The following is a 12,433-nucleotide window of genomic DNA, read 5'->3' as shown; positions in this document are numbered from 1 at the left end:
CCACGGCCGGGACCTACAACGGCGCTTGCGAGTCGCCTCAGAAGGTGTATTCCAGGTTCACCGTCGGCGTGGAGGTGCGACTGCCACGACCGCCATCGACGCCGAACTTGTTGTGCCAGTACTCGTAGCCCACGCCCAGCCAGAGGTTCGGCTTGCGTTTGGCACCAGGCATCGCGGCCACCATGAGGGAGGTGCGCATCAGGGTTTCAGGCGCGGTGTCCTTGTCGAAGTAGTCCTCACCCTTCTCGCCCACGTGGTTGATGAAGCCCTGGAACTTGGCGTCGTGATCGCCAAGCTGGAAGGGTTTCATCCAGGTCAGGTTGAGCATGTAGGTGGTGTCGAAGGTATGGTCGGGGTGCTTGGCGTTGGGGATGCCCGAGTGGTTCTTCTCGTGGTAGAGCATCAGGCTGAGATCGAGCACACCGGCGCCGTTGAACTTCAGGGTCGGACCGAGCACCAGGGAGCGCTTCTTCGCCGAGGCCAGGTTGTTGTTGCGGCTGGCGTCGAAACCGAAGGTGAGGGCGTAGTCCTTGATCAGGCCGGTGCCCAGGGGCTGGTCGAAGACCCGCGAGGCGTAGAGCTGGTGACGGTAGATCGCGTAGACCTCGCTGCCGCCGTGGTCGGTGCCCTTGCGTGGGTCACGGCTGTCGGAGAGGAACACGTCGAGGTTGAAGAAGTTGCTGCCGTAGCGGTAGCCGTCGGCGTGGGTGAAGCTGTAGGCACGCTTGGCGAACTTGTTCGGGTTGTTCGGGTTGGTGAACTGCTGGCCGTAGCGGAAACCGACGCTGTTGTTCATCCACTCGAAGAACTTGCCGTCTTCGGCGGCGGATACGGTGGCGCTGGTTGCGAACAGGGCGGCGCCGAGCGCCAGGCATTGCTTGCGAAACATCAGGATCATCCTTCTCGTTATGCAGGTGCGGTTGGCAGGAAACTCAGGTCACGCCGTTGGCGGGGCTCGGTACCTGGTACGGGCATGCAGCCGCGTGGCGGCGGAAGGCGGTGAAAGGGTGGTCGCCGAAATTCGGCCTGACCTGGAAAGGACCGTGGATAGGTGGGTCATGCAGCACCTCGCATTCTTCTTGTAGGGAACCCGGGCCAGCGGGTCGTTGCGGTGGCTGGTGCGAATGCTCGCGCGAATGGTCTTCCTCGCGGGCTGATTGTCTACGTAATAAATTCAGATTGTGTACATGGCTTCCTCCTTCAAGCCTTGGGCGTCCAGCCAGGCCACGGGGGCCGGCCGACGCGGGCGGCGGGATTCAAAAGTGCCCGCCGGGTGGGCGGGCTGTGGAAGCCCCGCCGTACCTCGTGGGTGCGACGGGGATGGGAGCAACAATCAGTGGGCGGCCGTGCAATGACGGGCGCGGTCCTTCTCGCCGAGGACGTTGAACAGGAGGTTCAGGCTGAGGGCGCTGAGGGTGGCCATGGCGATGCCGCTGTGGGTGATGGGTTCCATCCAGTGGGGTAGCTGGGCGAAGAACTCCGGGCGCACCACCGGTGCCATGCCCAGGCCGATGCTCACGGCCACCAGCAACTGGTTGCGGCGGTCGGTGATATCGGCCTCATGGAGGATCTTGATACCGGTGGCAGTCACCATGCCGAACATGGCGATGCCGGCGCCACCCAAGACAGCGGGGGGAATCGAGGCCACCAGGAACGCGGCCTTCGGCAGCAGGCTGAGGACGATCAGGAAGGCGCCGGCGGCCACGGTCACGTAGCGGCTGCGCACCCCGGTCATCTGCACCAGGCCGATGTTCTGGGCGAAGGACGAGTGGGTGAAGGTGTTGAAGAATCCCGCGAGGAAGGATGCGCCTGCGTCGCACAGCAGCCCGCGACGCAGGGCGGTGGGGCAGACTTCGCGACCGGTCACCTTGCCCAGTGCGAGGAACATGCCGGTGGATTCGACGAAGATGATCACCACCACCAGACACATTGACAGGACCGAAGCCAGCTCGAACTTGGGCATGCCGAAGTGCATCGGCGTGACGACCTGGAACCAGGGGGCGCTGTCCAGGCCTTCCAGGTCCACCATGCCGCAGGCGCCCGCCAGCAGGTAGCCCAGGGCCATGCCCACCAGCACCGACACGTTCACCCAGAAGCCCTTGAGGAAACGGTTCACCAGCAGGATCACGCCCAGCACCAGGGAGGCGATGGCGAGGTACTCCAGGGCACCGAACGAGCTGGCCTGGTTGCCACCGCCCGCCCAGTTGACCGCAACCGGGAAGAGGGTGAGACCGATGGCGGTGATCACGGTGCCGGTCACGAGCGGTGGAAAGAAGCGCACGACGCGGGACATGAAGGGGGCGATCAGCAGGCCGAAGAAGCCGGCGGCGATGGTGGCGCCGAAGATGCCCTGGATGCCGACGCCGGGCATGCCGGCCATCACCACCATGCTGCCCACGGCGGCGAAGCTGGCGCCCATCATCACTGGCATGCGGATACCCACCGGACCGATGCCGAGGGACTGCACCACGGTGGCGATACCGGCGACGAGCAGGTCTGCGTTGATCAGGAAGGCGATTTCTTCTCGGGAGAGACCGGCGGCCTGGCCGACGATCAGGGGTACGGCAACGGCGCCACCGTACATCAGCAGGACATGCTGGAAACCGACGAGCAGCAGTTGCATCAGGGGCAGGCGCTGGTCAGCGGGCGAAAGGGCGATTTCTCGCTCTGTCGGAGTGGTCATGCAACACCTCAGGCGCTTTTGTTCTTGTAAGTCGCTTGGCAAAGCCACGCTTCGTGGGCGTGGCCGCCGGGGCATTCATGGAGCAGGCCGGGCGATGGTGCGCCCGGCCGGGGATACCGCTTGGAATAAAAAAGGCCCGCCTGGGGGGCAGGCCTGAAGCGCGGACGACGCTTGGGGTCGTCGTCCGCCGTGGTTCGCGGGACCTCGGGCCGCCGTGAGCGGCCATTGGTCCCGGAGCGCCGGACTCAGTTGGTCTTGGCGCCTTGAGCGATCCAGCGGCCGATCAGGTCACGCTCTTCCTGGGTCATCTGGGTGATGTTGCCCAGCGGCATGATCTGGCTGGCGACTGCCTGGGCCTGGATCTTCGGTGCGAGCATCTGGATCTGCTGCGGGGTGTCGAGCATCACACCGCCCGGCGCCGAGGTGAACATCGGGCTGGTGGGCTTGGCGGAATGGCAGACGGTGCAGCGTTCCTGGATGACGCTGTGGACCTTGTCGAAGTCGCCGGTGGCAGGAGCGGCAGCCTGGGGTTGGCTGGTCGCTGCCGGGGCGGCGCTGCTGGCGGGAGCGGCCTGTTCCTGGTGGGCGGGCTCGACGGCGATGCTCGGTTCGGCGGCCTTGTAGTTCGGCGCGGTGACGAAGGCCAGGCAGATCATGCCCAGGGCGCCGGCCGGCAGGGTCCAGGCGAACTTGTTGCTGTCGTGGCGGGTGTTGAAGTAGTGACGGATCAGGACCGCAATCACCGCGATGCCGGCCAGGATCAGCCAGTTGTACTGGCTGCCGTAGGTGCTCGGGAAGTGGTTGCTGATCATGATGAACAGCACCGGCAGGGTGAAGTAGTTGTTGTGGCGCGAGCGCAGCAGGCCCTTGGCCGGCAGCACCGGATCGGGCTCGCGGTTCTCTTCGATGGCCTTAACCAGGGCACGCTGGGCCGGCATGATGATGCGGAACACGTTGCCCACCATGATGGTGCCGATCAGGGCGCCGACATGGATGTACGCGCCACGGCCGCTGAAGACCTGGGAGAAGCCCCAGGCGGCGCCGATGATCAGCACGAACAGCACCAGGCCGAGCAGGGCGGGGGTCTTGCCCAGGGGCGAATCGCACAGGAGGTCGTAGATGAACCAGCCGGCGATCAGGGCGCCGACGCCGATGGCGATGGCGGCTGCAGGGGCCAGGTCACTGCCGGGGGCGATCAGGTAGAGCGTGGGGTTCAGGTAGAACACCACGGTCAGCAGGGCGACGCCCGACAGCCAGGTGAAATAGGCTTCCCATTTGAACCAGTGCAGGTTGTCCGGCATTTTCGGCGGGGCGAGCTTGTACTTCTCCAGGTGGTAGATACCGCCACCGTGGATGGCCCAGAGGTCACCGGAGAGCCCGTCACGCGGGTTCTTGCGGTTGAGGTTGTTCTCCAGCCAGACGAAATAGAAGGACGCGCCGATCCAGGCGATGCCGGTGATCATGTGAACCCAGCGAATGCCCAGGTTCAGCCATTCGGTCAAATGTGCTTCCACAGTTGTTACCTCTTTCCCGCGGACCGGCACGCCGATCCTTGGGCTTCTCTTATTAGTGGTGGGGGTCAAGGAGGACTTGTTCGTCCTCGGTGAAGTAATGCTCGTCGCAGTTGTTGCCAGAACCACTGCGATCAACCACCAGGAAGTCATCCCGCTTTTCGATCGTCAGCACCGGGTGGTGCCAGACGCCGCGATGGTAATTAACGCCCTGCCTGCCATTGGTGAGGAAGGCACGGACCAGACCCGGTACAGGTACATCGCCAAGTGGCGCGACCACGACCAGAAAGGGGTTGCCGAGCAGCGGGATGAAGGCCTGGCTGCCCAGCGGATGTCGTTCCAGCATTTTGATGCGCAAGGGCATCTCGAGGGATTCGGCGCTGAAGATGCTGATGATCGCCTTGTCGTCGGGCTGGGCGGTCTCGACCGTGGCCAGCTTGTGATAACGGCGGGTGGAGCCGTTGTTGATCATGAAGTAGTCGCTGCCGTCGGTTTCGATGACGTCTCCGAAGGGGGCGAAGGCTTCTTTGGTCAGGGGCTCGATCTTCAGGGTTCGCATGGCTGTTCTACTTGTTCGTTTCTGGTTCCCGTCCCGGGTATGGGCGGGTCCGAAGGGGGTGACCGTTTCATCCTCCCCCCTGGCTCTGCCACCGGGTGGTGAGCCGATGGGCGGACCTGGGTCCGCCCGGGTATCTGAAGGCTGCGGTGCGGCTGCGGCTTACATCTGCTGCAGACGGAACAGCGCGATCTTGTTGATCTCGGCCAGTGCCCGGCTGAACTCGGCTTCCGGGGAGTTGTGGATGCGCTCCTCGAAGGCCGCCAGGATCTGGTGCCGATTGCTGCCTTTCACCGCCATGATGAAGGGAAATCCGAACTTGGCCTTGTAGGCGTCGTTCAGTTCCGTGAAGCGCGCGAACTCCTCGGCCGTGCACTCGTGGATACCGGCACCGGCCTGTTCGCTGGTGCTGGCTTCGGTCAGCTCGCCACGGACGGCGGCCTTGCCGGCCAGGTCCGGGTGAGCGTTGATCAGGGCCAGCTGGGCTTCATGGCTGGCGCTGAGCAACAGGTCGGCCATGCGTTGGTGCAGGCCGTTGATTTCGTTGAGGCTGTCGTCCTGACCGAGGTCGAAGGCCTTCTCGGCGACCCAGGGCGAGTGCTCGTAGATGTCGGCGAAGGCCTCGACGAAGGCTTCGCGGGACAGGGTGGATGGCGTCAGGGTCTGGAAACGGCTCATTGGGCGTGCTCTTTGAAAGGGTGGGTGGCGTGCCAGTGACGGGCGATGTCGATGCGGCGGGCGAACCAGACTTTCTCGTGGGACTTCACGTACTCGATGAATCGTGCCAGGGAGGCCAGGCGGGCGGGGCGGCCCAGCAGGCGGCAGTGCATGCCGATGGAGAGCATCTTCGGCGCGCCGGCGGCGCCCTCGGCGTAGAGCACGTCGAAGGCATCCTTCAGGTACTCGTAGAAGTCATCGCCCTTGTTGAAGCCCTGGACCTGGGTGAAACGCATGTCGTTGGTGTCCAGGGTGTAGGGGATCACCAGGTGGGGCTTCTCGGCGGTGCTGGCCGGGTCCCAGTAGGGCAGGTCGTCGTCGTAGGTGTCGGAGTCGTAGAGGAAGCCGCCTTCTTCCATCACCAGGCGACGGGTATTGGGGCTGGTGCGGCCGGTGTACCAGCCCAAGGGGCGCTCGCCGGTCAGTTCGGTGAGGATGCGGATGGCTTCGAGCATGTGCTCGCGCTCCTGGGCCTCGTCCATGTACTGGTAGTCGATCCAGCGGTAGCCGTGGCTGCAGATCTCGTGGCCGGCCTCGACCATGGCGCGGATCGCGTCCGGATGGCGCTGGGCGGCCATGGCCACGGCGAAGATGGTCATGGGGATGTCGTGGCGCTTGAACAGGTTCAGCAGGCGCCAGACCCCCACGCGGCTGCCGTATTCGTAGAGGGACTCCATGCTCATGTTGCGCACGCCCTGCAGCGGCTGTGCAGCGACCATTTCCGAAAGGAAGGCTTCGGATTCCTTGTCACCATGGAGCACGTTGCGCTCGCCGCCTTCCTCGTAGTTGAGGACGAAGGACAGGGCGATGCGGGAGTCACCCGGCCATTGCGGGTGAGGAGGGGTGTTGCCGTAACCGATCAGGTCGCGTGGGTACTCAGCGCTCACTGCAGTCTTCCTTTCAGGTCTGTTGGACGATCGGCGGCAGCCCGGGAGGTGGTGCGCGACCGTGGATGGGGTGATTGTATACAAACTGCTTTGCGTTTTGTAAATCAAAACTTTGCTCATGGCACTGCACGACAACCAAGCAAGAAATCTGCCCAGGTGGTCAGGTCCATTGGCCTGGACGCCATATCTGGAGAGCTTCTTCAAAATTTCCGTTGGAGCAGGTGGGCGACTTGGTGATGGGGGCTGCGAGAGTGATTGTGTACAATTTTCGTGTTTTATGTCTTACATTCTGTCGGTCGCGTGTTATTCTGCGCACCGTACAGGGGCCGAGGCCCCTCCCACGCACCGATATGAACAAGCAGAGGAGGTGTGGCGTGCCGCCCTGGCCCCGTCGGCCTGGAGGACGCCCAGCGAGCAATGGGACGTTTGACCACTCATGTACTGGATGCCGCCCACGGTTCCCCCGGCCGTGACATCAAGATCGAACTCTTCCGCGTGGAAGGTGCCGGCCTGGAGCTGGTCGCCACCGCCACCACCAACGACGACGGCCGCTGCGATGCGCCCCTGCTGCAGGGTGCCGACTACCAGAGCGGCGTCTACCAACTGCATTTCCACGCGGGTGACTATTACCGCGCCCGTGGCGTGAAGCTGGCCGAGCCGGCTTTCCTCGATGTGGTGGTGCTGCGCTTCGGTATCTCCGCCGAGCAGGACCACTACCACGTGCCGCTGCTGATCTCCCCCTACAGCTACTCCACCTATCGCGGTAGCTAGTTCCGAACACTCGTTACCCTCGACTCACTGGAGTCTTTTAACGCCCGTCCACACTGCGGGCTTTTTTTTGTCTGGAAGAAAGTGGCGGCGCGGTGTGCCTTGTCAGCAGCCATAAAAAAGCCCGGCGCCAGGGCCGGGCTGAAGCGCATCACGGGGAGATGCGCACAAGGGATCAGTTCATGCCGAGCCAGTTCGGCAGGGCCAGGGAGATCCAGGGCACGTAGGTCACCAGGACCAGGAAGCCCAGCAGCAGCATCAGCCAGGGCATGGCGGCGTGGATGGTCCTGGTCAGGGGCATCCCCGTCACCGCCGAGGTGACGAACAGGTTCAGGCCCACCGGCGGCGTCACCAGGCCGATCTCCAGGTTCACCACCATGATGATGCCGAGGTGGATGGGGTCGATGCCGAGCTTCATGGCGATGGGGAACAGGATGGGTGCCAGGATGAGGATGATCGCCGAGGGCTCCATGAAGGCCCCGGCGATCAGCAGCACGATGTTCACCACCAGCAGGAAGGTTATCGGGGTCAGGCCGGCGTCGATCACCCAGGCGGTGATCTGCTGGGGCAACTGCTCGGTGGTCAGCACGTGGGCGAAGAGCATGGCGTTGGCGATGATGAACATCAGCATGATGGTCAGCTTGCCCGACTCCAGCAGGACCTTCGGCACTTCGCCCAACCTCATGTCCTTGTAGACGAACAGGGCGATGAAGGCCGAGTAGACCGCCGCCACCGCCGCCGCTTCGGTAGGGGTGAACATGCCGGAGTAGATGCCGCCGAGGATGATCAGCATCAGCAGCAGGCCCCAGATGGCCTTGCGCGCGGCGGACAGCCACTCGCGGAAGGTGGCGCGGGGCAGGGCGGGCAGGTTCTTCTTCACCGCGACGATGTAGATCGCGATCATCAGCACGACGCCCAGCATGATTCCCGGGATCACCCCGGCCATGAACAGCTTGCCCACCGAGGTTTCGGTGGCGGCCGCATAGACCACCATCACGATCGACGGCGGAATCAGGATGCCCAGGGTACCGGCGTTGCAGACGATGCCGGCGCCGAAGGCCTGGGGATAGCCGGAGCGGACCATGCCGGCGATGGCGATGGAGCCCACCGCTGCCACGGTGGCCGGGCTGGAGCCGGACAGCGCGGCGAACAGCATGCAGGCCAGCACCGCGGCGATGGCCAGGCCGCCACGGATATGCCCCACGCAGGCGTTGGCGAAGTCGATCAGGCGCTTCGCCACGCCGCCGGTGGTCATGAAGGCGCCGGCCAGCAGGAAGAAGGGAATGGCCAGCAGCGTGTAGTGCTCGGAGGTCTCGAACAGCTTGATGGCGAGGGAACGCACCGAGTCGGGGCTGAACAGGATGATGGTCATCGAGCCGGCCAGGCCCAGGGAGATGGCGATGGGCACGCCGATGAACATCAGCAGGAAAAGCAGGAGGAAGAGGAACAGGACGGTCATTTCGAGTCTTCCTTGTGCGGGCTGTCTTCATGCTCCGTGAGCTTCAGCGCCTCGGCGGCCTCGTCCGCCAGCCCGAGGCCGGTCTGTTGGCCCTTGAGAATGCGTATGAGGATTTCGGCGAAGCGGATGAATACCAGGCTGAAGCCCAGTGGCAGGATCAGGCCGATATGCCATTGCTGCACGCCGTAATGGCCCAGGTCCTCGGCGCCGATGGCGGCGGTGAAGAGGGTCTGGGTCCACTCGAAGCTGGCCACGGCCATCAGGCCGGCATAGGCGAGGCAGCACAGGCACGCGATGACGCCAATCACCCGCTGGATATGACGGGGCGCCAGCTTGACCAGGGCGTCCACACCGATATGACCCGCTGTGCGCACGCCATAGGCCAGGCCGAAGAAGATCAGCCAGGCGAACAGCGCCTTGGTCAGGGAGTTGCTCCAGGTCATGGCCTGGGCCATGGCGAGGATGGCATCGCCGATGGCGAACAGGGTGTCGCTGGCCGACTCCCAACGGTCCGCCAGGTTGTAGAACAGGGTGTAGAGGTTGTTGAGGATGACGTAGACGAAGGTCACCAGCGTCATGGCGGCCAGGAGGAAGGCGATGAAAGCTTCCTCGAAGTGGTCCCAGACGCGCCGCAGGGCGTTCATGGTTGGCATCTCCCGATGGCTGAAACGTCGTGCCGAGGGCAGCGGCCTTCACCGCTGCCCATGGCGGGCGGATATCACTGGGCCTGGTTGGCGGCCTCGGCGGCCTTGATCAGATCGGGGCCTATCTCGCCCTCGAACTTCTTCCATACCGGCTTCATCGCTTCACGCCATTCGTTGCGCTGCTCGGGAGTCAGCTCGATGATTTCGGTGGTCTTGGCGTCGATGATGCGCTGCTTGTCGCCCTGGTTCAGCGCTTCGGCCTGCTTGTTCACCTCGTTCGTCACCTCCACGGTGATCTTTTCCAGCTCGCTGCGGACATCCGCCGGCAGGCCGTTCCAGAACGTGGTGTTGGTGATCAGCATGTAGTCGAGCACGCCGTGGTTGGACTCGGTGATGTACTTCTGGACCTCGTGCATCTTCTGCGAGTAGATGTTCGACCAGGGGTTCTCGGCGCCGTTGACCACGCCGGTCTGCAGGCCCTGGTAGACCTCGGCGAAGCTCATCTTGCGCGGGTTGGCGCGCAGGGCCTTGAACTGTTCCTCCAGTACGGCGGAAGCCTGGACGCGGAACTTCAGGCCGCGGGCGTCCTTGGGTTCGCGCAGGGGCTTGTTGGCCGAAAGCTGCTTCATCCCGTTGTGCCAGTAGCCCAGGCCGGTGATGTTCTTGCTTTCCATGGACTTCAGCAGTTGCTGGCCCTCGGGGCTGTGCTGGAAACGGTCCACGGCCTGGATGTCGTTGAACAGGAAGGGCAGGTCGAAGAGTTGTACCTGCTTGGTGTACTGCTCGAACTTGGCCAGGGACGGCGCGATCAGCTGCACGTCACCCAGCAGCAGGGCTTCCATTTCCTTGCCGTCACCGAACAGGGAGGAGTTGGGGTAGACCTCCACCTTCACCTTGCCGGGCAGGCGCTCTTCCGCGAGCTTCTTGAACAGCAGCGCACCCTGGCCCTTGGGCGTGTGCTCCGCCACCACGTGGGAAAACTTGATCACGATGGGGTCGGCGGCCTGGGCCAGTCCGGCGGCGCCCAGGGCGAGGGCACAGGCGAGGGCTTTGAGAGCAGGTTTGAACATCGATACGTCCTCTTGTTGTTCTTCAGTGAGTCAGGTGCCGATGGGCGACCTGGGCGAGGCAACAAGAAGGAGTCTAGGCGGCAACCCGAAAAGGGGCGGCCCGATTGGCAATGCGCGGTACGGCTTGTTCTTGTTGACTCGCACGTCTGGAACAGGGCAAGCAACGTGCCAGCATGCGCAATGCCTGAAGAGCCGGGGCTCACTTTCACCGGGGCATGCTGGAGCCTGGCGGGAATCCGCCGGCTTTTGGGTTTCTGGTGGCGGATATCCGCCATGTCCGTCCGGGCGAGGGGGGCTGCGGATATGAAAAGGCCCCATCGCATCGCGATGGGGCCTTGTGAGGGAGAGCCGGGAATCAGAGGAAGATGAACTTGGCCACGAAGATCAGGCACAGCGCGTACAGGCTCAGCGAGACCTCCTTGTACTTGCCGGTGAAGGCCTTCATCGCCACGTAGGTCACGAAGCCCAGGGCGATGCCGTCGGCGACCGAGAAGGTCAGCGGCATCATGATCACGGTGACGATGGCCGGGATGGTCTCGGTGTGTTCCTTCCAGTCGATGTGGGCCATGCCGCCCATCATCAGCATGGCGACGTAGATCAGCGCGCCGGCGGTGGCGTAGGCGGGGATCATGCCGGCCAGGGGGGCGAAGAACATGGCGGCGATGAAGAGGATGCCCACGGTCACGGCGGTCAGGCCGGTGCGTCCACCGGCGGCCACGCCGGCGGCGCTTTCCACGTAGCTGGTCACCGGCGGTACGCCGAGCACGCCACCGAAGACGCTGGAGGCGCTGTCCGCCTTCATGGCCTTGGAGAGGTTTTCGATGCGGCCGTCTTCCTGTACCAGGTTGGCACGCTGGGCGACGCCCATCAGGGTGCCGGCGGTGTCGAACATGTGCACGAAGAGGAAGGCGAGGATCACGCTGACCATGGTCACGTCGAAGGCGCCGGTGATGTCCATGGCCATGAAGGTGGGCGCGAGGCTCGGGGGCATGGAGAAGACGCCGCCGAACTTGACGATGCCGAGGCCTACTCCGACCAGGGTGACGGTGAGGATGCTGATCAGGATGCCGCCGAAGATGCGGCGGTATTCCAGTACCGCGATCATCAGGAAGCAGATGGCGGCCAGCAGCGGACCGGGGGAGGTCAGGTCACCGATGTGCACCAGGGTGGCCGGGTGGGCGACCACAATGCCTGCGGTCTTCAGGCCGATGAGGCCGAGGAACAGGCCCACGCCCGCTCCCATGGCGAAGCGCAAGCTGCTGGGGATGCTGTTCAACAGCCATTCGCGGATCCGCGAGAAGGTGAGGATCATGAACAGCACGCCGGACAGGAACACGGCGCCCAGGGCGATCTGCCAGCTGTAACCCATGGTGTTGACCACGGTGTAGGTGAAGAAGGCGTTCAGGCCCATGCCCGGGGCCAGGCCCACCGGCCAGTTGGCATAGAGACCCATGAGCAGGCAGCCGAAAGCGGCGGCCAGGCAGGTTGCGACGAAGGCTGCACCATGATCGATCCCGGCATCGGCCATGATGTTCGGGTTGACGAAGATGATGTAGGCCATGGTGATGAAGGTGGTCAGGCCCGCGGCCAGCTCGGTCCGGACGGTGGTGCCGTGCTGGGTGAGCTTGAAGAGGCGTTCGAGCAGGCCCTTGGCGGGCGGTGTTGCGGCGTACGTTCCCTGTTCTTGTTGTTTGATGCTTTCCACAGCGTGGTACTCCTCATCTCTTTTGTACTTGTTCACCCAGAGCCTGGAGCGGGCTCCGGACTGACTGAGGCGGATGGCGTGAGTGGTGCACTTCCTCAAATAGTTGACTGCTGGGTCAGGAAGTCACGGCGCGATTATGCCTTTGTATACAAAAAAAACAAATAATGTTTTCAATGTTCCAAAAAACGCACCAATCCCATAAAGCCGACCGAAAAGACAGGATGTGGCGCGACAATTTGCAGCCTAACTATTCTTAAAAGGTTATTAAAATCAAAGAGTTAGATATTTTTACCGAAATGAAGGAGCTGACTTCCTGCAGGCCGCAAAGCACCGAATCGAACAGGCAAAGGCGTGCTTATGAAAAAAAAATGTAGGAATAGGCGCTCACGGGCGCCGCTTCGGGAAGGAAAACGGATGATCTGGGAGGGTCGAA

11 protein-coding genes are annotated in these 12,433 nt (G+C 63.3%); 1 reads left to right on the top strand and 10 read right to left on the bottom strand.

The genetic code is table 11. The features are described from left to right. Window positions 1-37: 37 nt before the first annotated feature. The 6 genes from KF707C_RS18455 to puuE all read right to left on the bottom strand — a co-directional run bounded on the left by KF707C_RS18455 (window position 38) and on the right by puuE (window position 6,354). Window positions 38-889, bottom strand: coding sequence for a fimbria/pilus outer membrane usher protein (locus KF707C_RS18455; RefSeq protein WP_100244159.1), 852 nt, complete (start codon window positions 887-889; stop codon window positions 38-40). 444 nt (window positions 890-1,333) lie between these two features. Then, complete coding sequence (locus KF707C_RS18450; RefSeq protein ID WP_003447919.1) at window positions 1,334-2,683, bottom strand: nucleobase:cation symporter-2 family protein; 1,350 nt, start codon at window positions 2,681-2,683, stop codon at window positions 1,334-1,336. 245 nt (window positions 2,684-2,928) lie between these two features. After that, entirely contained in the window at window positions 2,929-4,197 is a 1,269-nt protein-coding gene (locus KF707C_RS18445; protein ID WP_036990676.1) for a urate hydroxylase PuuD, read from the bottom strand. A 52-nt stretch (window positions 4,198-4,249) separates the two neighbouring features. Next, on the bottom strand, window positions 4,250-4,753 hold the full coding sequence (locus KF707C_RS18440; RefSeq protein ID WP_003447912.1) for an ureidoglycolate lyase: 504 nt from the start codon (window positions 4,751-4,753) through the stop codon (window positions 4,250-4,252). Between the two features lie 159 nt (window positions 4,754-4,912). Then, window positions 4,913-5,428 carry a 2-oxo-4-hydroxy-4-carboxy-5-ureidoimidazoline decarboxylase gene (uraD, locus tag KF707C_RS18435; RefSeq protein ID WP_003447910.1) on the bottom strand — a complete coding sequence of 172 codons (516 nt, stop codon included), beginning with the start codon at window positions 5,426-5,428 and terminating at the stop codon, window positions 4,913-4,915. Then, window positions 5,425-6,354, bottom strand: coding sequence for an allantoinase PuuE (puuE, locus tag KF707C_RS18430; RefSeq protein ID WP_003447908.1), 930 nt, complete (start codon window positions 6,352-6,354; stop codon window positions 5,425-5,427). The genes uraD and puuE overlap by 4 nt, the downstream gene beginning before the upstream one ends. Before the next feature lie 417 nt (window positions 6,355-6,771). Here puuE and uraH point away from each other — a divergent pair, with 417 nt between their 5' ends. Next, complete coding sequence (gene uraH, locus KF707C_RS18425) at window positions 6,772-7,125, top strand: hydroxyisourate hydrolase (protein WP_003447904.1); 354 nt, start codon at window positions 6,772-6,774, stop codon at window positions 7,123-7,125. 172 nt (window positions 7,126-7,297) lie between these two features. On the opposite strand, the gene dctM is transcribed toward uraH, so the two are convergent. The 4 genes from dctM to KF707C_RS18405 all read right to left on the bottom strand — a co-directional run bounded on the left by dctM (window position 7,298) and on the right by KF707C_RS18405 (window position 12,000). Next, window positions 7,298-8,581, bottom strand: a complete 1,284-nt coding sequence (dctM, locus tag KF707C_RS18420) for a C4-dicarboxylate TRAP transporter large permease protein DctM (RefSeq protein WP_003447900.1) — start codon at window positions 8,579-8,581, stop codon at window positions 7,298-7,300. Continuing rightward, complete coding sequence (locus KF707C_RS18415) at window positions 8,578-9,225, bottom strand: TRAP transporter small permease (protein ID WP_003447898.1); 648 nt, start codon at window positions 9,223-9,225, stop codon at window positions 8,578-8,580. The genes dctM and KF707C_RS18415 overlap by 4 nt, the downstream gene beginning before the upstream one ends. Window positions 9,226-9,299: 74 nt before the next feature. Next, window positions 9,300-10,295 (bottom strand): C4-dicarboxylate TRAP substrate-binding protein DctP, encoded by a 996-nt coding sequence (gene dctP / locus KF707C_RS18410; protein ID WP_003447896.1) that lies wholly within the window; start codon window positions 10,293-10,295, stop codon window positions 9,300-9,302. A 355-nt stretch (window positions 10,296-10,650) separates the two neighbouring features. Next, entirely contained in the window at window positions 10,651-12,000 is a 1,350-nt protein-coding gene (locus tag KF707C_RS18405) for an NCS2 family permease (RefSeq protein WP_003447893.1), read from the bottom strand. Window positions 12,001-12,433 lie beyond the last annotated feature (433 nt).

Origin of the sequence: Pseudomonas furukawaii (genome assembly GCF_002355475.1) — a bacterium.
Classification (GTDB): Bacteria; Pseudomonadota; Gammaproteobacteria; order Pseudomonadales; family Pseudomonadaceae; genus Metapseudomonas; species Metapseudomonas furukawaii.
The sequence above is the reverse complement of the archived record's forward strand: the minus strand, read 5'-3'. Positions and strand labels throughout refer to the sequence as shown.

Excerpts from the sequence above, each read along its gene's own strand:
- dctP (WP_003447896.1), bottom strand. The coding sequence starts at position 10,295 with ATGTTCAAACCTGCTCTCAAAGCCCTCGCCTGTGCCCTCGCCCTGGGC.
- KF707C_RS18455 (WP_100244159.1), bottom strand. The coding sequence starts at position 889 with ATGTTTCGCAAGCAATGCCTGGCGCTCGGCGCCGCCCTGTTCGCAACC.
- uraD (WP_003447910.1), bottom strand. The coding sequence starts at position 5,428 with ATGAGCCGTTTCCAGACCCTGACGCCATCCACCCTGTCCCGCGAAGCC.
- KF707C_RS18415 (WP_003447898.1), bottom strand. The coding sequence starts at position 9,225 with ATGAACGCCCTGCGGCGCGTCTGGGACCACTTCGAGGAAGCTTTCATC.
- dctM (WP_003447900.1), bottom strand. The coding sequence starts at position 8,581 with ATGACCGTCCTGTTCCTCTTCCTCCTGCTTTTCCTGCTGATGTTCATC.
- KF707C_RS18440 (WP_003447912.1), bottom strand. The coding sequence starts at position 4,753 with ATGCGAACCCTGAAGATCGAGCCCCTGACCAAAGAAGCCTTCGCCCCC.
- KF707C_RS18450 (WP_003447919.1), bottom strand. The coding sequence starts at position 2,683 with ATGACCACTCCGACAGAGCGAGAAATCGCCCTTTCGCCCGCTGACCAG.
- uraH (WP_003447904.1), top strand. The coding sequence starts at position 6,772 with ATGGGACGTTTGACCACTCATGTACTGGATGCCGCCCACGGTTCCCCC.